Origin of the sequence: Microcoleus sp. w2-18bC1 (assembly GCF_036700365.1) — a bacterium.
GTDB lineage: Bacteria > Cyanobacteriota > Cyanobacteriia > Cyanobacteriales > Microcoleaceae > Microcoleus.
The window spans coordinates 309,627-329,115 of the sequence record NZ_JAUBOS010000001.1 but is presented as its reverse complement, the minus strand read 5'-3'; the positions used below and the strand labels follow the sequence as shown (position 1 = coordinate 329,115).

Annotated in this window: 15 protein-coding genes; 5 read left to right on the top strand and 10 right to left on the bottom strand. The window is 45.6% G+C overall.

What is annotated here, in order from left to right; translation table 11 throughout:
• The first annotated feature begins 516 nt into the window (after positions 1–516).
• A complete protein-coding gene (locus QT979_RS01340) occupies positions 517–2,832 on the top strand; it encodes a cation:proton antiporter (RefSeq protein ID WP_333307739.1) in 2,316 nt (771 codons plus the stop codon).
• 141 nt (positions 2,833–2,973) lie between these two features.
• Here QT979_RS01340 and QT979_RS01335 read toward each other — a convergent pair whose 3' ends face one another.
• Positions 2,974–3,186 (bottom strand): Hfq-related RNA-binding protein, encoded by a 213-nt coding sequence (locus QT979_RS01335; RefSeq protein WP_333057289.1) that lies wholly within the window; start codon positions 3,184–3,186, stop codon positions 2,974–2,976.
• Between the two features lie 312 nt (positions 3,187–3,498).
• On the opposite strand from QT979_RS01335, the gene dapF reads away from it, so the two are divergent.
• On the top strand, positions 3,499–4,383 hold the full coding sequence (gene dapF / locus QT979_RS01330; RefSeq protein WP_333307737.1) for a diaminopimelate epimerase: 885 nt from the start codon (positions 3,499–3,501) through the stop codon (positions 4,381–4,383).
• 222 nt (positions 4,384–4,605) lie between these two features.
• Positions 4,606–5,751: a hypothetical protein gene (locus QT979_RS01325; RefSeq protein ID WP_333307735.1), complete on the top strand. Its 1,146-nt coding sequence runs from the start codon at positions 4,606–4,608 to the stop codon at positions 5,749–5,751.
• 167 nt (positions 5,752–5,918) lie between these two features.
• Here QT979_RS01325 and QT979_RS01320 read toward each other — a convergent pair whose 3' ends face one another.
• Complete coding sequence (locus tag QT979_RS01320; protein ID WP_190739684.1) at positions 5,919–7,103, bottom strand: aspartate aminotransferase; 1,185 nt, start codon at positions 7,101–7,103, stop codon at positions 5,919–5,921.
• Positions 7,104–7,202: 99 nt separating this feature from the next.
• The gene (locus QT979_RS01315) at positions 7,203–8,348 is read right to left on the bottom strand and encodes an iron-containing alcohol dehydrogenase family protein (RefSeq protein ID WP_333307733.1); all 1,146 of its coding nucleotides are present in this window, start codon (positions 8,346–8,348) and stop codon (positions 7,203–7,205) included.
• A gap of 252 nt (positions 8,349–8,600) precedes the next feature.
• On the opposite strand from QT979_RS01315, the gene QT979_RS01310 reads away from it, so the two are divergent.
• A complete protein-coding gene (locus QT979_RS01310) occupies positions 8,601–9,371 on the top strand; it encodes an SGNH/GDSL hydrolase family protein (RefSeq protein ID WP_333231296.1) in 771 nt (256 codons plus the stop codon).
• Between the two features lie 244 nt (positions 9,372–9,615).
• Here the strand turns inward: QT979_RS01310 and QT979_RS01305 are convergent, their stop codons facing one another.
• The 7 genes from QT979_RS01305 to QT979_RS01275 form a co-directional block, all read right to left on the bottom strand.
• Complete coding sequence (locus tag QT979_RS01305) at positions 9,616–10,008, bottom strand: peptidase (protein WP_333307730.1); 393 nt, start codon at positions 10,006–10,008, stop codon at positions 9,616–9,618.
• A gap of 117 nt (positions 10,009–10,125) precedes the next feature.
• Positions 10,126–10,557, bottom strand: coding sequence for a hypothetical protein (locus tag QT979_RS01300; protein ID WP_333307729.1), 432 nt, complete (start codon positions 10,555–10,557; stop codon positions 10,126–10,128).
• 273 nt (positions 10,558–10,830) lie between these two features.
• Positions 10,831–11,187 (bottom strand): type II toxin-antitoxin system PemK/MazF family toxin, encoded by a 357-nt coding sequence (locus tag QT979_RS01295; protein ID WP_333307727.1) that lies wholly within the window; start codon positions 11,185–11,187, stop codon positions 10,831–10,833.
• The gene (locus tag QT979_RS01290; protein WP_333307725.1) at positions 11,177–11,518 is read right to left on the bottom strand and encodes a DUF2281 domain-containing protein; all 342 of its coding nucleotides are present in this window, start codon (positions 11,516–11,518) and stop codon (positions 11,177–11,179) included. The genes QT979_RS01295 and QT979_RS01290 overlap by 11 nt, the downstream gene beginning before the upstream one ends.
• A gap of 105 nt (positions 11,519–11,623) precedes the next feature.
• Positions 11,624–13,747: a serine/threonine protein kinase gene (locus QT979_RS01285; RefSeq protein ID WP_333307723.1), complete on the bottom strand. Its 2,124-nt coding sequence runs from the start codon at positions 13,745–13,747 to the stop codon at positions 11,624–11,626.
• A 113-nt stretch (positions 13,748–13,860) separates the two neighbouring features.
• On the bottom strand, positions 13,861–15,549 hold the full coding sequence (locus tag QT979_RS01280; RefSeq protein ID WP_333307722.1) for a DNA repair helicase XPB: 1,689 nt from the start codon (positions 15,547–15,549) through the stop codon (positions 13,861–13,863).
• A 274-nt stretch (positions 15,550–15,823) separates the two neighbouring features.
• Complete coding sequence (locus QT979_RS01275; RefSeq protein WP_333307720.1) at positions 15,824–17,689, bottom strand: hypothetical protein; 1,866 nt, start codon at positions 17,687–17,689, stop codon at positions 15,824–15,826.
• Between the two features lie 373 nt (positions 17,690–18,062).
• Between QT979_RS01275 and QT979_RS01270 the strand changes: the two genes are divergently transcribed.
• Positions 18,063–19,487 (top strand): aspartate ammonia-lyase, encoded by a 1,425-nt coding sequence (locus QT979_RS01270; RefSeq protein WP_333307718.1) that lies wholly within the window; start codon positions 18,063–18,065, stop codon positions 19,485–19,487.
• Positions 19,488–19,489: the final 2 nt, after the last annotated feature.

Sequence of the window (19,489 nt, the reverse complement as noted above, 5' to 3'; positions counted from 1 at the left end):
TTGCTATATCAAGAGCAACGACAAAATTACTTGTCTAAAACCTAAATCTTTCTTGTTAACAAAACCGGGGATTACTAGAAAAAAACACAAAAGTGCCTGAGTAATTATCCAGTAGTTCGGGTAAATCCGCAAGCAGGGCTTGAATAAATAAAAACGATTTTAACTACTCCTTTTTACCGATCGCCGATCGGTGAACATACACCATGATAAAACCGCTCAATACAAAAAAGTAATCAACACGGATCCACCCAGCCTGAAAAAAATTTAAAAAAAGTAACTTAATTTAATCTCTCGGCGCTCATCTCGTTGAGGTGAAACATTACCACTAATACCGCCGCAATCCCTCGATAAACTTGCCAGAGGTTAAGCTTTTTGTGAGGAGTTGAACTCTGTGCAATGAAAAAATACCTTAGTCAAGGGTGGCCGTTGTGCTTGTTGGTCAACTACAGTCAACCCACTAAACATAGTCAACACATTAGACACTATAATATAACTTTATACTTTTTTCATAAACTTGTGCAAGAAGACTTCCGACTGATCGTTGACTTAGTTCTAGTTCTCGCTGCTGCCGCAGCAGGAGGACTCTTTGCATCGCTATTGCGACAGCCGGTAATTCTCGGCTACCTGCTGGGAGGGATCGTAGTTGGGCCGGCCGGTTTGGGGCTGATTAAAGAATTAATTCAGGTAGACACCCTGGCTGAATTTGGGGTTGCCTTTCTGTTATTTGCCTTGGGAGTGGAATTTTCCTTCGCCGAACTCCAGAAAGTTAAAACCATTAGTTTGGGCGGGGGGGGCTTGCAAATTGTGCTGACGATCGCCATTACTACTGCAATTTCCTTGGCTGTAGGCTGGGTAGAATCGCCTGCTCAAGGCGTGTTTTTAGGAGCGATTCTGTCGCTTTCTTCGACTGCCGTTGTACTCAAGTGCTTGATGGAGCGCAATGAATCCGGTACTTCCCACGGTCAAGTCATGCTGGGAATATTAGTAGTTCAAGATTTGGCTTTGGGGCTAATGCTAGCAGTTTTGCCGGCACTCAATCAGCCAGCAGAAGAGATCGGCATGACGGTAGCGTGGGCCCTGCTACGGATCGGGTTATTTGCTATCGGTGCTGTAGGCGCGGGCATTTGGATCGTACCGCAGTTGCTGCGCTACCTGGCGAAAACAGAAAGTCGGGAACTGTTTTTGCTGGGAGTTGTGGTTTTGGCTTTAGGGATTGCGCTACTGACAGAATATTTGGGTTTTTCGATCGAGATGGGCGCATTTGTGGCGGGTTTAATGATTTCGGAGGTGGAATATGCCGACCAAACTCTAACTTATGTCGAGCCTTTGCGAGATATTTTTGCATCCTTATTTTTTGTCACCATCGGAATGTTAATTGACCCGATGTTTCTGTGGAACCATCTAGAAGTAATTCTGGGACTGGTATTTATAGTATTTGTCGGCAAATTCTTGATTATAACGCCGATCGTCCGACTATTTGGCTATCCGCTCAAAACAGCATTGATCGCAGGTTTGGGCTTAGCTCAAATAGGAGAATTCTCCTTTGTACTCGCTAGTTCCGGCCAAGTTATGGGGCTGGTTTCGCGGGACGTTTACCTGTTAATTTTAGGCACGACGGCAGTCACCCTCGTCCTGACTCCGTTTGTATTGAGAAGCGTGCCGCAGTTATTGAAATGGGCGGAAAATTTTGGGCCTTTGCAGCGCTATTTTGACGAAACATCTCAACCTGTGGCAATAGCTGAAACTTTGCCGGAACAAAATTATGTTGTGGTTTGCGGTTACGGGCGAGTCGGCAGAATTTTAGTCAAAATGCTGCAAAGCCGCAACTGTTCAGTTGTGGTAATCGACGAGTCAGAAAGTAGAATTCAAGACTGCAGAATGCAAGGAATTCCTTACATTTACGGGAATGCTGCCAGTTTGCACGTATTGGAAGCCGCGCGGGTGGAACGGGCAAAAGCAATGGCGATCGCCCTTCCCGATCCCATGAGCACTCGCTTGTGTCTGAAGCGGGCTTTAGAATTAGTCCCGGATTTGGATATTGTGGTGTGCGCGAACCAAGATAAAGACATCGAACTGCTTTACCAACTGGGGGCTTGGGAAGTTGTGCAGCCGGAGTTTGAGGCAAGTTTAGAACTGTCTTCCCACTTGCTGGCTGGCATGGGGCTCTCGGCAATGGCGATCGCGCGGGATGTGCAGCAAATTCGCAGCAGCCGCTATCTGGAATTGCGGCCAGCGCGCGAACCTTTGGCGGTTTCGCGGGATTTGAAAGTGGCGGTTCGGGATATGAACAGCGAGTGGTACAGCTTGCCGTCAGGTTCTCCCATTGCCAGCATGACTCTGGAAGAAACTAACTTGCGGCAGTTGACAGGGGTCAGCGTAATGGCGATCGTCCGCGAGAATGGCGAGGAAATTGATTATCCCAACGGGAAGACAGCTTTGCTGTCGGGCGATCGACTTTTTGTAGTGGGAGAACCGGAAGAACTCATCAGTTTTGAGTTGCTGGCGAAAGGGGAAGTTGCAGTCCCGCAGGGCGACAGTTCTTGCCAGTGGCTGAGGCTACCAGCAAACAGCCCTTGGGCGGGCAAAAAACTGTCAGAGGTAGATTGGCTGACCCAGTACGGGGTGCAGGTGCGGGCGATCCGCCGGGAAGGGAAATTTACTCGCTGGCCCGACGGAAGTAGCAATTTGCAAGAAGGCGATCGTTTGCTGCTGTGTGGCGGCTTCTACGAGCTCGGCTTGATGCAGCGGACGGCCTCACCACCAGTGCCGCAACCTGCTTTAAAGCTGCCTTTGGTCAAGGCCCAAGTCATCGAAAAGCTGTTTAGCGATTAGTCAGTTGGCAGTTGGCAGTTGGCAGTTGACGGTTGGCAGTTGACAGTTCAGAGTTGGCAGTTGACTGTGGTGAGCTTTCCAGCCAACAGTCAACTGTCAACAATGCCCGATGCCCGATGCCCCATGCCCCATGCCCCACTCTTACCCGTTGGGTTTGAGATAAGCAATTGCTGGCCGCGAGATCAGAATTTGTGTTTCTGACGGATCTAGGAGGCAAATGCAGCTATTATCCTGCCAAAAAATTCTGCCAGCTACTAAGTCGCCGGTCAGGAGTTTGATCTCCACCTGTTGTTTGTCTTTGATGTAGCTTTGTATTAAGCGAACGCTGGGCAATCCGGTTTCAAATTCAGACATAGTTCAGAAAAATATAGTCAAATATTACCTTAAACCATATTCTTCTCTTTATACCGTTTAACCCTTACTGCCACAACTACAAGCGCGTCTAATCGATGAGGGAGAAACCCATTGGCAGTTACTTTTTGACGAATATTCATTGAGCTATTGACATCAGCATTAATTAGGTATCCCGGTGGAGTTATAAATATTATATTTGTTTATATTTCAGTAGAAAGGACTATAAATTGCATAAAGTTTTATAATACTGGGAACTGGGTAATTTGGTAATCAAATTGTCTAATCAGTTTTAACCAAAAGAGGTTTGTTTTTATGCCGATCGAGTTTGCGAAGTATCACGGACTGGGAAATGATTTTATTCTGATTGACAACCGCCACTCGTCAGAACCGGTGATCACGCCAGAACAAGCTGTGGATTTGTGCGATCGACATTTCGGGATTGGCGCAGACGGTGTGATATTTGCTCTTCCGGGTCAAAACGATACTGACTATACGATGCGGATTTTTAACTCCGACGGTTCGGAACCGGAAATGTGCGGCAACGGGATTCGCTGTTTGGCTAAGTTTATCGCCGATTTGGAAGGGTCAGAAATTCACCCCCCCCAACCCCCCCTTGCTAAGGGGGGGAGTGAATCTAAGACTGAGTACCGGATTCACACCGGTGCGGGCGTTATTATCACCGAATTGCGATCGGACGGTCAGGTGAAGGTGGATATGGGGGTTCCCCGGCTGCTGGCTGCGGAAATTCCGACAACTTTGGCTGCAGCGGATGCCAAAGTTATTGATGTGCCGATCGAAGTTGCTGATAAATCTTGGTCTGTTACCTGCGTCAGCATGGGTAATCCTCACTGCATTACCTTTGTAGAGGATGTTTCGGCTGTTGCTTTAGAAACTGTCGGGCCTCAATTCGAGCACAACAAAGCATTCCCGCAGCGTACCAATACGGAATTTATTCAAGTGATACGTTCAGACTATGTAAAAATGCGGGTGTGGGAAAGAGGCGCGGGTGTTACTCTAGCTTGTGGGACTGGTGCTTGTGCTGCTGTGGTAGCTGGGGTGTTGGTCGGGAAGTGCGATCGGGTAACTGCGGTTGAACTCCCCGGCGGCGTTTTGGAAATCGAATGGGCAGAAGTTTCTGGGCGGATTTACATGACCGGGCCGGCACAGCGAGTATTTACTGGTTCTATGAGTGATTAGTCATTAGTCATTAGTTATTAGTCATCAGTCATTAGTCAGAAGGGATTTTTTGTTGAATTAACAAACAATAAAAATTATTGACTTCAAAATTTTTATTGAATTCTGACCAATGCCTTTTGCCTTCACAAATCATTGGCTGCGGACTGAAGACTGAAGACTAATAACTAAGCCTGAAATCTAAAATCTAAAATCTAAAATCTAAAATTAAGTAGGTGGGCTGGCATGGCGGGAGGTATTTATCTGATTCAGGACGACGACAGGCTGGTAGAAATGATGGAACAGCCCTACGACTCGGAAGACCAGTTACAAGATTTGCTAGTAACTTATCCTAATTTGATCGCGGGAGACCAAATCGATCGGGCGACACCGCGCAGGTGGCTGTTAATTTCGCGGGAAGCAGCAGTAGCCAGCGATGAGGAAACAGCGGTGCAGTGGTCGCTGGATCATTTGTTTCTCGACCAAAATGCCGTTCCTACTTTGGTGGATGTGCGGCGAACTCCGAATGCCGAACTGCGGCAAAAAGTTTTGGGTCAGTCGATCGACTATGCTGCTAATGCGTTGTTTTACTGGCCGATCGATTCAATTATTGCTCTGTTTGAAGCTAATTGTCGCGATCGGGGTCGCGATCCTGAACAGATTTTTGAAGAGTTTCTCGGTGCGGATGCTAATGAAGACCTATTTTGGCAGAAGGTTAAAACTAATTTGCAAGCGGGTAAAGTTCGCTTAGTGTTTGTAGCTGACGAAATTTCCGCTGAAATGCGCCGAGTTGTGGAATTTCTCAACGAACAAATGGACCCGGTTGAAGTTTTGGCCCTGGAAATTAAGCAGTATGTAAGTGAAGACGGTTTGAAAACGCTGGTTCCCAGAGTGATCGGTCAGACAGCGGAAGCACAGCAGAAAAAATCCAGCGCAACACGCGAAAGAAGGCGCTGGGATGAATCTTCATTTTTTGCGGAAATCACAGCTAGGCGAGGCGCAGACGAGGCGCAAATGGCAAAAGCAATTTACCTGTGGGCGAAAAGTCAAGAACCCGAAATTCAAATCCAGTGGGGAACGGGGGACGCTTACGGTGGTTTCGCCGCTCAATTGCCTCAAAAGGGCAGAAAACCCTATCAGTTATTCACTGTAGATATTGCTGGCAGAATGGAGATTTCTGCTGATAATTATGGTTCCCAGCCGCCTTTTAATGCGGAACATAATTGGCTGGAATTGAGAAGTAAGCTGAGTTCGATCGGTCTGTCGCTACCTACAGAACCAGGCGAGAGAAGGTCGCCGAGTCTGGCTTTATTTACTGTGCAAGACGAATCTGCACTGAAGCAAGTTATGGAAACTTTTGATTGGGTGATTGAGCAAATTAAAACGTTATAGTCATTAGTCAGTAGTCATTAGTCAGTAGTCCTGGGTAGTTAATAATTGGTTACGATCGCCAACAAATAACACATAATCAATAACAACTAACAACCCACAAATAACCAATAACAACTAACAACTCACAAATCACCAATCACAACTGACTAATGGCTACTGACTAATGACTACTGATAGCGAATATTAGCTTGTTTTAAACGCCGCAATGCTTCTCCCAGTCGATCGCAATCTGCAATTAAACTAATTCTCACATATCCTTCGCCGCCCGGCCCAAAAGCATTACCAGGAGTCACCACAACACCCGTTTGCTGCAAAACATTGAGGGCAAAATCAGTCGAACTCATGCCCGGAGTGCAGGGAACCCAAAGATACATGGCAGCCAGAGGTTTGGGAATATTCCACCCTAATTCTGCCAATCCTTCCACCATGAAATCCCGGCGAGTCCTGTAACGATTCTGTACTTCGTGCAAGTAACTGTCCGGCAATTGCAGTGCTGTTTCTGCTGCTGTTTGCAAAGCGGAAAATATACCGTAATCTAGGTTAGTTTTTAATGTCCGCAAACCTTGAATAATTTTGCTATTTCCTACTACAAAACCGACGCGCCAGCCGGCCATATTGTAGGTTTTTGACATGGTGTGAAATTCGACGCCGATTTCTTTACCGCCGGGAATTTCTAATAAACTTGTCGGTTGATAGCCGTCAAAGGCTAATTCCGCATAACACAAGTCGTGAACCAGCAAGATTTGATGTTTGTGTGCGAAAGCAACAATATCTTTGTAAAATTCGCGGGGTGCAGTCGCTCCAGTCGGATTGCTGGGATAATTGAAATAGAGTATTTTGGCTTGTTCGGCTACGCTGTCTGGAATGTCGGCTAAGTCAATTACCCAGTCATTTTCTGGTTTGAGGATGATGTTGTGAACTTTTGCACCGGCGATGATTGGGCCGCGAAATAATACGGGATAAGCAGGACTTGGTACTAATATTAAGTCCCCTGGATTGATATAGGCGATCGCAAAATGTGCTAAACCTTCTTTAGAACCCAACAAAGGCAATGCTTCGCTTTCTGGATCGAGTTCAACATTGTAGCGGCGGCTGTACCATTTAGTAATTGTACGGCGGAAACTGGCAGTTCCTTCAAAGGGTGGATAGCCGTGATTGGCAGAATTTTGGATGGCTGCGACAGCCGCTTCTACTACTGGTTGAGGAGTCGCCCCGTCGGGGTTTCCCATTCCTAAGTCTATTAAATCGAGTCCTTGTTCGCGGGCGCGGGCTTTCAGTTCGTCGAGACGGGCAAATACGTAGGGCGGTAGTTTTTGCAACCTGTCAGCAGGGGTAATCCAATCCAAGGTCATTTATTTTTTGTCAGTTGTCAGTTTTCCTGGTTTGTAGTAAGGACTTTCGTCCTTGCTAGCACAGCCTTTTCAGGACTTTAGTCCTTACTACAAACTGTTTTAATTCTTAATCTTTAATTCTCCCACAGGTGCGGTGGTAGAAACCATCGCTGCCATTAATTGTTGGGGAACAACTTTAAAAGGCAGTCGGTGGATGTCGGAATTAGGATTGCAGGCTATGTCGGCGGCGCGCTGCAATTCTGTGATGGTAATGTCTCCGAGTCCGAGGTTGTCTAAAGTTTGGGGCAATCCAATCTCGGCGTAGAATTTTAGCAGTTGCTGTCTGGCGCTAGCGGCGAGTTGATTGTTTTGCAGCATTTCTTCTAGTCGCAGTTGTACTAAAATGCCGTATGCGACTTTTTCGCCGTGCAATGTGCCGTGACTTGCTAATAGATGAGTTAAGCCGTTGTGGACGGCGTGGGCGGCGACGGTGCGGCATTGGGCGCCGCCAATTCCCCCGATTACTCCTGCTAGCAATACGGCTGCATCTGTGACTTCTTGCCAGGTTTCGCTACCGGGTTCTTTGAGGGCGGCGGCTGATTTTTGGAATAATATATCGCGCAGTATTCTAGCTTGTTGAACGGCGGAAATTATCAGGGTTTGTTCGGAGTGTCCGCTGCTGACTGATGCTTCGTACCATTTGGCGATCGCATCTCCAATTCCTGCTACTAATGTCCGCTGTGGTGCGGTTTGAATCAAGCCGTAGTCGAGTATTAATAAGTCGGGACATCTGGCTAATGTGACATCGTATTGGAATGCACCTTGTTCTGAATAAATGTTAGAAAGGGCTGTCCAAGCCGCACAGGTGGCTGCTGATGTGGGTATTGTGACGATCGGGATTTTGCACTGATGGGCGACGAGTTTCGCTGCGTCTAAGGCTTTGCCGCCGCCGACACCGATGATGAAATCGGCTTCATGGGTTTGGGCTGCTGCGCGCAGGGTTTCGAGGCTGGTTTCGCTGCAATCCTTGCCGTAGGCTGTTTCGGCGGATTTTAACTGCTGCTGTTCGAGGATTGGTTGCAGGTAGGGTTGGGCGGCGGCGAGGGAGTTGCTGCCGCCGACGATTAGCGGCCGCTTTCCGAAACGGGCGATCGCATCTCCGGCTTGTGCGATCGCTGATCGACCTCGCAATACACAGGCGGGAGCAATTGTCAAGGAATAAATTGCTGTTGGGGTGGCGGTTTTAGTGCTTTGGGTTTGAGTCATCGAACCACTGGATAAGTGACGAGAAGGTTGACGCTTTGCAGGATTGCTGGATTTTCTAGGATAACTCTAACCCATGTTGGGCGATCGGGTAAGTTTTGTAAAGTTTTTATTAAGTATTGTGGTTGGGCATGGGCTGGGGAGGGTGAAGGGCGATCGGTATAATAAATTTACAGCAAAGCATTGATGAGGCAGGATCGCAGTTTACGAGGCGATCGGCAAAACTTAGGCCCAAACCACAAAAATAAATAAAATATGACATTGAGCAAACATAGTATTTTGTTAACCGCTCTTCTATTAGTAGTGCTGGGAAGTTCAATTTTTGTAAATATTCTTCTTTTCCGTCGAGCTAAACAGTTTTATTTAGAGCTTAATCAAACTCGTTTAGATCCTCTGGGATTAAACAACTATCCTACAAATCTCAAGCAACTTACTAATACCAATCCAACTCGTGTGGTTTTCTTTGGTGACTCTAGAGCAGCTAGTTGGACATCGCCTAATATCAGTGAATATGAGTTCATCAACCGGGGAATTAGTTCTCAAACCTCAGTTCAGGCTATCGAGAGATTTGCCTATCATGTGAGTTCATTAAAACCCAATATAGTCATCATCCAAGTTGGTGTTAACGATCTGAAAACCATTCCCTTGTTTCCTGAACGCAGAAATGCGATCGTTGCCAATTGTCAAGCAAATATTAAGCGAATTGTCGAAGAATCTAGGAATCTGGGTGCAGTAGTAATCGTGACTACTATTTTCCCAGTAGGAGAAGTGCCACTACAGCGCAAGCCTTTTTGGTCTGATGACATCAGTCGGGCAATTAAAGAAGTCAATGCCTACATTGCGACCTTAGCTGGAGATAAAATTATAGTGTTTGATACATTCCCTATTCTTGGCGATAGTCAGGGCATGATATTGCCGAAATATAGAGCAGATGAACTACACTTGAACGCACAGGGGTATGCGATTCTCAACCAGAATATCTCGCAACTACTCAATACAATGGAACGGAAAAAAGTACCGAGTTAGGCTATTTTGAAAAATTCAATGTTTGACTCATAACTACTGTTGGCGAAATATTCTACTCATAACTTGCCTTCGGTAACTGCTTTGTCTGTTGGGCTTTGTACAAGACAAATTGCACGAAATTGACCACTTCCTGTTGTTGCTCAGTCGGAAGCAGCCGCAGATTTTCTAATAGGGTTTAGTTGATATTCATGCTTTGTATCATTATTTTTTCCCTTCAGCTTTGTTAGCGGGACTCACTACTTTTTTAGTGTAAATCTTTGGAAGTTGGCTGCTTTCTTCTTCCAAACAAACCAGACATACTTAAACCTGTCACGAGCAAGCCGAGCATTCCCAATCCGTTCAAAATCGGGTAAATGGCTTGCAGGTGAAAGATTTCACCTGTATGAATTTTCAATAAAAATCTCGATGAAATTTCTATACCCAGCGGCCACTCTCGGAGAATGGTTATGAACATTCCAGTCAAGACAGTCAGCGCGATCGGCAAAGCAACAATAAGGCCTAGAATGCGGTGGTATTTGCGAAATGCTTTCTTCATAGTGGTTGAAAGTTTGGGAATACTGAGGTTATATAAGGAGGGAGTGTTGAGTGCTTGTTTCTGAGTAACTGCGATCGCATAACTCTCACAGGACTTACGCACTCCGACGCACAGAAACCGGATCTTTTAAGTTTTATTGAAGGTTTGAACGAATTACCGGAGTTAAAAAACTCGGTTTCTGCGTCTGAGACTTTAGAATCAAGCACTCACCACTGAAATTTAGGACTTAGGAATGGTACTGATAGTCTTTTCCAGCGACTGCAATTGAGTCAGCACTTGGTCTTTACTTGGCTTAGACTTTTTGAGGTCGGCCATTACTTTGTCTGTAGTCTCTTCAACTGCATCGTAGCTTTTAGGAGCTTTAGCTTTGATACCGTCTTCTACTTTTTTCCAGGCATTCTCAAATTTGTCAAATTCGGTTTTCGCTTTGGCAAAGTTTCCAGCCTGAACTGCTGCTGTGGTACTGGAAACCACACCACTCAATTCTGCATAGTTTCCCTGCGATGCTGGTTTATCAGTTTTTACAGCAGTAGCAGCAGGAACCGGGGCGGGTGAAGTTGGGGGAGTGGAAGCTTCTTTAGCGCTGTCGCAACCAGCCAAAGCTATAAGGCTGATGGCGCTAAGGACAAGGATTTGATTAAAACGAGCCATGAACAATCCTCACATAGATTCATACTAAAATCTATTGTGTCACAAAGAAATCCGATCCGTGGCAATAAATCAACATCCTGCGGGATAGTAAATTTTGAAGCTGGAAGTGGGCTGATAGTTGGGTAGATTTGGTAGGTTTGGGTTGAGGGAGGAAACGCCACTAGATGATGGTTTGTGACTGTTGGCCTGAATCCAGTGCAAGCCAAGCTACTGACTACCCTCTCGTGTGTTTTAGGTTCAGAAAGCTAATTCGGGCGATCGACATTCCTGATTTTATGGACTATAATCAACACAGATAATTAAGCCTATTACTAATTCTTGCACAACCGTTTCAGAAACTTTTCCGATACACCTGACAAATCGCTCAGTAGTTACACTCCGAACTTGCAAAACATTGCCTGCTGAGTCTGCGTCTAAACAGTTTTCTTCTGTTCGCTGAATGAGAATCATGAAAGGGCGATTTTGAAATTTAGGCTGCCATGTAGCCACAGGAATTATAATCCGCATGGGGATAGAACTAAACATTTCCGAACTAATCACAACTGCGGGACGTGTTTTCTGAATTTCTTGCCCTCGGGTTGGATCGAGTTGTACCAGCCACACCTCTCCTCGTTTTGGGTTAGTAGTCATACTCAGTCTCCCAGTCTTCGCCATCGAGTACCGAAAACTCGGTTAATTCAGGATATGTCAAAAAATCTTCTGCTGTAGCAGCCATATACGGTGCTAGTATTTTATGACGTTCTGCTATTGGCAGGCTAGCAATTTCTCTAAGTGATAGCTTGAGACTATGTTCTGTTGTTGACGAAATATTAGACTCAGCACTTTCGCTGGATAACTGCTTTTTTTGTTCCGCTTTTTGCACAAGGAATTGTGCAAACTCTAGCACTTCTTGTTGTTTCTCCCTTGGCAACTGTCGCAGATTCTCTAACACTGCTTGCTCAAAATTAATTGTTTCTGACATTTCAATTACTTTCCCTAAGCGTTGATCAGTTGATTTCTTACGAAGTCAAATTTTGTAGTTCCATATTTGCAAATTGCGCCATAATTTTCATCTTTCCCTGTTACTTCACTCATCACACCGCCAAATCTTGATACTCCCACCATTACTGCCACTAACCAGAGTGTTTCCATCCGGGCTAAAGCTGACAGAATTAACCTTGTTTGAATGCCCTGTGAGAGTGCGATTTTCCTGTCCTGTTTTCAGATTCCAAAGCTTGATAGTATTGTCATTACTTCCACTTGCAATATTTTGTCCATCCGGGCTGATGACAAGGGAAAAAACCCCGTGTGAATGCCCTGTTAGAGTGCAAATTTCCTGTGTGGTCTTCAGATTCCAAAGTTTGATAGTCTTGTCTCCGCTACCACTAGCAAGAATTTGTCTATCCGGGCTGAAGGCGACAGAATAAACTGACTCTGAATGCCCAGTAAAAGTGCAAATTTCCTGTCTGGTTTTCAGACTCCACAGTTTGATAGTTTTGTCCCAACTGCCACTAGCAATATTTTCTCCATCCGGGCTGATAGCGACAGACATAACCAGGTTTGAATGTCCAGTGAGAGTGCAGATTTCCTGTTTGGTTTTCAGATTCCACAGTCTGATAGTATGGTCACCACTGCCGCTAACAAGAGTTTCTCCGTCTGGACTAAAAGCAAGAGACCGAATTAAACCTGAGTGACCCTTGAGAGTGCTAATCTCTTGTCCAGTTTCCAGATTCCACAGCTTAATTTGTTTGTCAGAACTTCCGCTAGCTAAAATTTTTCCATTAGGGCTAATAGCAACGCAATAAACCGCACCTGAATCCCCAGCAAAAGTACGAATCAGATCTCCTGTATGGAGATTCCAAAGTTTGCTGCAATTTCCACTGCTGTTACTAGCAAAAGTCTTGCCATCTGGACTAATAATTACGCAATCAACAGATGACATAGCTACGCCATTAAGAGTTTTTACACATTTGAAGGAGTAAGCTTTTCTAAGGATTTTTTCTTCTATTTGTTGTTGGCGTTGAGCTTCGGCTTTGGCAGCTTCTTCTATTTGTTGTTGGCGTTGAGCTTCAGCTTTGGCAGCTTCTTGAGATTGACGTTCAGTCTCTACTTGATCAATCAGCTTTTTCAACTCCTGTTCATACATTTCTCGCTGTCGCCGCTGAATATCCTGAAGAATATCAAAATAAGGTTTCACCCATTCTTCTGGCAACCCATCTTCAGCCAATTCATCGCTTAAATTAAACAACTGAGGTTCATAGCCAGGGTCAATATTGAGATAATACAAATCGGCTAAAAATCCCGCCAGCAATTTGTGAATCGCCACAATCAAGTGTCGAATTATGCGGAGGGCTTTTTTCTCACTTACCCCAGATGCTAAAAGTGCATCTTTTGCCTCTTCCCAGTCAAAAACTTTGGTAGAAAACAGGGAGACTTCCTGATTATTCAGGAATCCCCAAAAGCCGACGCGAAAAGTTACGGCATAATCGCTGATATCGCTATATAAAATTGTAGTAGGAACCGGAGATAAAATTCGCTGCAAGCGTTCCACATCAATATCACCAATCGACTCAGTGAAATAATCGCTATAAAACTTAACTGGGCGTAAGACATCCTGTTGAGGATAATGCTGTCTGAGAAAATCTCCCACACTTCTCATCTCAATTGGCAAATCTTCACAAAAGGTTTCCGGACATCGCTTGCTAATTTTTGGCGGTGACAGTAAGATTAAGAGGCGAGGTTGCTGTTCAAGTAAAATCTGCTTAGTTTCCTCTCGATTCAACTTAGAAAACCAAGTATCTTTATCCCAAATTGTTTGAATTTCAGCCAGCTTGACATGAATATCTTTTGCTTGCAATTCCCGCATCAAATCCCGGTGCAAAGCCGCCAGCTTCCGTCTGTCTCGCTGTTCCTGTTCCTGCAACTCTATGCGACGCGCCGTTTGTGCTACTTTCAGCTTTAACAATTCGTTGTCTCTGGCATCTTTCGCTTTCGCGTATTCGATCATTTCCTGGGAATAACGCTGTTTTGCTTGCTCTATCTCAGTCGAATCTGAGAATATCTGATTGGGTTCGGGAATCAGATATTCTACCCACTGTTGAGATTTAATGCTGAGGGTTTCTCCTAGTTTGTGACCGATATTTCTGGCAATGGGTGACAGCACTTCCAATATTAAGGGAGCGATAGCGTCGATGATTGCGTTTGCGAACATAACTGTGGGTGAGGATGCGGTTATTAATAGTGTAGCAGGATGTTGGGAGGTATAATTCGGATGGTTGCCAGATATTCTGCACTTGTTGCTTTCAAGAATTTATAGATCGCTGACTAACCATCGCCTTGAACTTCTATGCGATAGTTGTAGCCCTGTTCGGTGAGGAAGAGTTGGCGGTGTCGGGCAAAATCTTCCTCGCAAGTTTGTAGCGATACTAATGTATAAAAGCTGGCATTGTGTCCGTCGGGTTTAGGGCGGAGAATTCGTCCGAGGCGCTGCGCTTCTTCTTGGCGAGAACCATACTTTCCCGATACTTGAATCAACACATCGGCATCGGGTAAATCGACGGCAAAATTGCCCACGCGAGAGAGAATTAATCCGGGAATCTCTTTGTGACGGAATGCTTCGTATAACCGATCGCGCTCTGCCTGTTTTGTCTTCCCCGTAATCAGAGGCAATTCGGTAATTTTGGCGATCGCATCCAACTGTTCGAGATACTCACCAATAATTAAAATACGGTGTCCCGCCTCCTTTTGCAATAAACTTTGTACCACATCCAACTTACCCGGATTTTCCGCAGCAATCCGAAACTGGCTGCGGCGGGGTGCTAGGGCATATTCCATTTTTTCCGCTTCATTTTGCGCGACGCGGATTTCCGTACAATTCGCAGTGGCAATAAATCCCTGTCCTTCCAATTCGCGCCAAGGTACGTCATAGCGCTTGGGCCCAATCAACGTGAAGACATCGCCTTCTTTCCCGTCTTCGCGAATCAATGTCGCAGTTAAACCTAACCTGCGTCGTGCTTGTAATTCAGCGGTGATCCGAAATATCGGTGCAGGTAATAGATGGACTTCATCATAAATAATCAGTCCCCACGATTGGGCGTTAAACAACTCGAAATGCGGGAATTCATCATCTTTATTCGATCGATAACTGAGCATTTGGTAAGTCGAGAGAGTTACAGAAGCCGTTTTTTTGCTGTTGCTGCTGTACTCGGCGATCGCATCTTCAGTTAAACTCGTCTTGTCTAATATTTCCCTGCGCCACTGGTGTACCGAAGTCAAACTGCTGGTGAGAATCAATGTTTTTTGCTGCACCAAACTCATCGCAATCATCCCCACAATCGTCTTACCAGCGCCGCACGGTAGGACGATCGTACCGCTGCCACCTTTTACCTCTCCGCTCTGATAGAATGCTTCTACTGCTTCTTTTTGATAGGCACGCAAATTAAAGGGTAAATCGCTTCCTAAAGTGCGATCGCGCAATGCAATTGCTAACTCGGCACCCTCGACATATCCAGCCAAATCTTCCGCCGGATAACCCACGGCTAGCAAAGCTTGTTTGAGTACACCGCGATTCCCCGCATCGACTTGAAAGCAAAGATCCGAAATCCGCTTACCTAACAGCGGTTTAACGCGATCGTCCCGCACTAGCAACTCCGTCAGCGGGCGATCGGCAATCCGCAGTTGTAAATCGGGATTTTCCGCATCAATCCTTTCAATTACCGTCAATCCGTAGCGCGTACCAAGCAGTTCGATTTCCTGCGCTACCGACTCAGGAATGTCATATTTAGCATACTTTCGCAAAGCTGCGATCATCAATTCAACTAACATTCCCGCCGCCCGCGCATTCCACACGCTGAGGGGCGTGATGCGATAGGTGTGGATGTGTTCGGGACTTTTGATTAATTCGGCAAAGGGGGCGATCGCTTCTCGCGCCTGTTGTGCTGTGGGAGCGTGAACTTCTAGTAAGATCGATCGATCGCTTTGTACGATTAAAGCATTTTCGGGAACGTAAGTCATAGGAAGAAGGAAGAAGGAAGAGGGAAGAAGGAAGAAGGAAGAGGGAATAAGTTTGTTAGAACAGAAAAGTTTGGTTGATTTGCTCCAGTCCATGTTATAAGGTGCGTCGCGATTGAGATTGTCGCTCTTTTTTTAGGATTTATCGCCAGCGACGCACCGTACAAATACTCAAAGTCCCCCTTTTCAAGGGGGATTTAGGGGGATCTGGACTCAGCTATAAACGAAAGATAAAAAGGTTTTCGGGTGATTTTTGACACTAATAGTATCAGGTGTATTATTTATCCCGCTGGGGTAAGACGTAGCCGACTTGCCGCAGGGCGTTGCGAAACTTAGTTTCCTGGGACAATGGAACCGTCAAAGTGCGATCGCCCGCTAGCTGACAGAATTTTTTGGTACGGGAATCATTGGCAATCAACACTGCTAAATGGGCGTTTGTGCATTCGATTAACTTGACAGTTCCTATATCTTGCAAACTATTCGCTCGTTCTGTAACATCCGTCAGAAATCGCTGTACGGTTTCCGGTAGCGGTTCGATACTTCTTGTCTCTAAAACTTCTTTAAATTCTGCTAGCGGGTATCCGGCTTCAATGGCGGTAAATAGCTTTTGTCGATCGAGTTGCCAGACGACATCTGAAACTTTTTTAGCATAGAGATCGAGGACGATCGCATCTGATGTCGCGATGCCTTCTCCTGCTACAACAATATCTAAATTGGGTAGTACGCGGAGTGTTTGACGGAACTCAATTGCTGGCGCGGTGTAATTCTGAGTCAATCCCAAACAGTAAGCCCCCAAAGCTGTCAGGCGAAAAGAGATTAAGCCGTCGTAGCGGCTGAGAAATCTCAAATCGTCCGTTCCCCAAAGATCGTCAAAATCGCTGGGTAGGAGGGACGGATCGGCATAGGCAACATCAATTATTCCCAGGGTAGCAACATACTCAAACAACAGGCAGCGCATATATCTTTCTTGCAGAATATGCCAATCGTGACTGCCCGAATATCCTAAGTTACCATACCCAAATTCAGAAATGTAGAGATTGTCGGGATCGCGCGTTACTTCAAACCGATTGCCCGTTGCCAACATATACCTGCTAAATTCGCTAAACAGAACCCATTTACCGACAGGACATTCTGCTAGCCTTGAGGCGATCGCCTCTCTCCGCCCCGCCACCGCTGTCATGCCGCGCGCGCCCTTGCCGGTTTGTCCTTTAATCGCATCAATGCGGCGAAATTCATCAAAAGAGTTTGTTTTTAACCAACGCTTCCATGCTGTCTGTAATCCTTTGGCAGGTGATTCTTGCAAAGCTTTCTGTCCCGCTTTCGTCAAAACAAGCTTTTTGCCCGATTGTTCGGCGAATTTGCTCGCTTGAGCGATCGCGGTCCAAGCAAAGGATTTGATGTTACCAACCTCGTAGAATATATCGCCCTTTTCCACGGTAGCTTGGCGCTGTTCGTCGTTATAAAAATCACCTCCTTGCAATACGGCGGCGATCGCTTTCTGAGTTGTGGCACCAGGTAATGCGGTTTTCTCACTAACGGCAACTTTGCCCGACTGAATCAGACGCAAAACTGCTTCCAAATCCTTTGGGGCTGCCCGTTCCATTTCAAAAATTGTCAAAGGAAGTTCGTACTCGGATACCTCTTTTTTAGATGTACGAAAGTTATGTTTTTCTACACGAACCATAAAATTCTCTGGCAGTACATCGCCAACCAGATTTAAGGGAGTTGCTTGAGGTTTTGGCACAAACTTCAGCAAGTTTTTTTCCAGATCGTAGGGTATCTCAGTGCCGTAGAAGAACAAGCATAGTAGGGATGGTTCTCGGTTGTATCCATAGCGATCGCTCTTTCCCCAGTTTGGTTGTTGTCCGTATTTCGCTACAAATACATCGGCATCATAGCCACCACCTGACCCATGTATAACTTCCGCTACGGCCGCTTTTTGCAAATCGTCTAATTGCGCCCAAACTTGCTTAAGTTTTTCTCCCTGCATTTGCTGTTTAATCCCAGCAACCAGGTCAGCTTTGCGGGTTAATTTGCGATCGCCCGACAACAGTGCATACAGCTTTTTTAAATCTTCAACAACTATTCCTTCGAGTGCCTCTTGGAGGGTAGGAACATCATCTATGGTTTGGTAACGCGGCATAATTTTTGGCAATTCGCCTGCTGCAAAATTGTTTGTGCTACCAAATATAACAACTTTCCCCGATTTGTAATTTGAATTTTTGTAACAAAAATCAGAAGCCTGGTTTAATCTTTATTGTTAAACAGCCTAATCTTATCTAATAAAGTACAAAAATAGGCAGAATAAAAAACTCCTAATTACACAACTACTCTTCACAAATTTAGGGAAAAATCTTAATTTAAAATTGGAGCTTTGAGATTTAACTCAGAGTGTGAGATAATTATTTACAATCGTGACTTGTATTTTACTGAGTCCGCCGACGCGGTAAAACAGCAGTGACAGTCAGCAGCGTTTAAAAAAAATCCCAATTCCCAATTATCACAAACAAGGCGATATGAGCGAACACCAAACCATCAGCTACCGCACCGAAAGCGACTCGATGGGAGACAAACAAATCCCATCTAATGTCTACTACGGCATCCAAACCCTGCGCGCAGTTGAAAATTTCCCGATTAGCGGCATTAAGCCTTTATCAACATACGTTGAGGCTTGTGTTTTAATTAAAAAAGCAACGGCGATCGCCAATGGCGAACTCGGCTGCATTCCCCAAGACATCAGTCAAGCAATTGTCCAAGCAGCAGATGAAATCCTAGCTGGCAAATTGCGCGATCAATTTGTAGTTGATGTCTACCAAGCCGGCGCCGGAACTTCTCACCACATGAATGTTAATGAAGTTCTTTCAAATCGCGCTTTGGAAATTATGGGCGAGGAAAAAGGCAATTACAAGCGCATCAGTCCTAACGATCATGTAAACTACGGTCAATCGACAAATGATGTGATTCCGACGGCGATTAGGATCGGCGGATTGTTGGCGTTAGAAAAAACTCTTTTTCCGGCTTTGTCGGATGCCGTAGTCGCCCTAGAAAATAAAGCAGAAGAATTCAAAGATATTGTTAAATCAGGCCGCACTCATATGCAAGATGCTGTGCCGGTTCGACTCGGCGATACCTTCGGCGCTTGGGCGCAAATTCTGAAAGAACATACCTTGAGAATTGACAGGGCATCCGATGATTTGACATCCCTGGGATTGGGGGGAAGTGCGGCAGGAACCGGGTTAAATACTCACCCTGAATACTGTCAAAAAGTTGCTGAAATTCTCTCCGAATTAATCGACCACCCCCTGAAACCAGCAAAGCATTTAATGGCTGCTATGCAGAGTATGGCACCGTTTGTAAATGTTTCCGGTGCACTGCGAAATCTCGCTCAGGATTGCGTTAAAATCTCCCATGACTTGCGTTTGATGGACTCCGGGCCGAAAACTGGTTTGAAAGAAATTCAACTGCCTCCTGTGCAACCAGGTTCGTCAATTATGCCGGGGAAATACAACCCTGTGATGGCAGAAATGACATCGATGGTTTGTTTTCAAGTTATGGGTTACGATAGCGCGATCGCCCTGGCGGCCCAAGCGGGACAATTAGAATTGAACGTGATGATGCCCCTGATTGCCTACAATCTCATTCACAGCATCGAAATTTTGGGCAATACCATCAGCGCTTTGACTACACAATGCCTCGCGAAAATTGAAGCTAAGGGCGATCGGTGTCTTGCTTATGCTGAAGGTAGTCTCGCCCTCGTTACCGCCCTCAACACTCACATCGGCTATCTCAACGCCGCTGCTGTCGCCAAAGCATCCCTAGAAACTGGCAAATCTCTGCGGCAAATTGTGTTAGAACAGGGTTTAATGAGTCCAGAAGACTTGGCAAAAGTTCTAGATTTAAAGAAAATGAGTGCGATGCCAACATCTTCTGCTAACGTATAGTA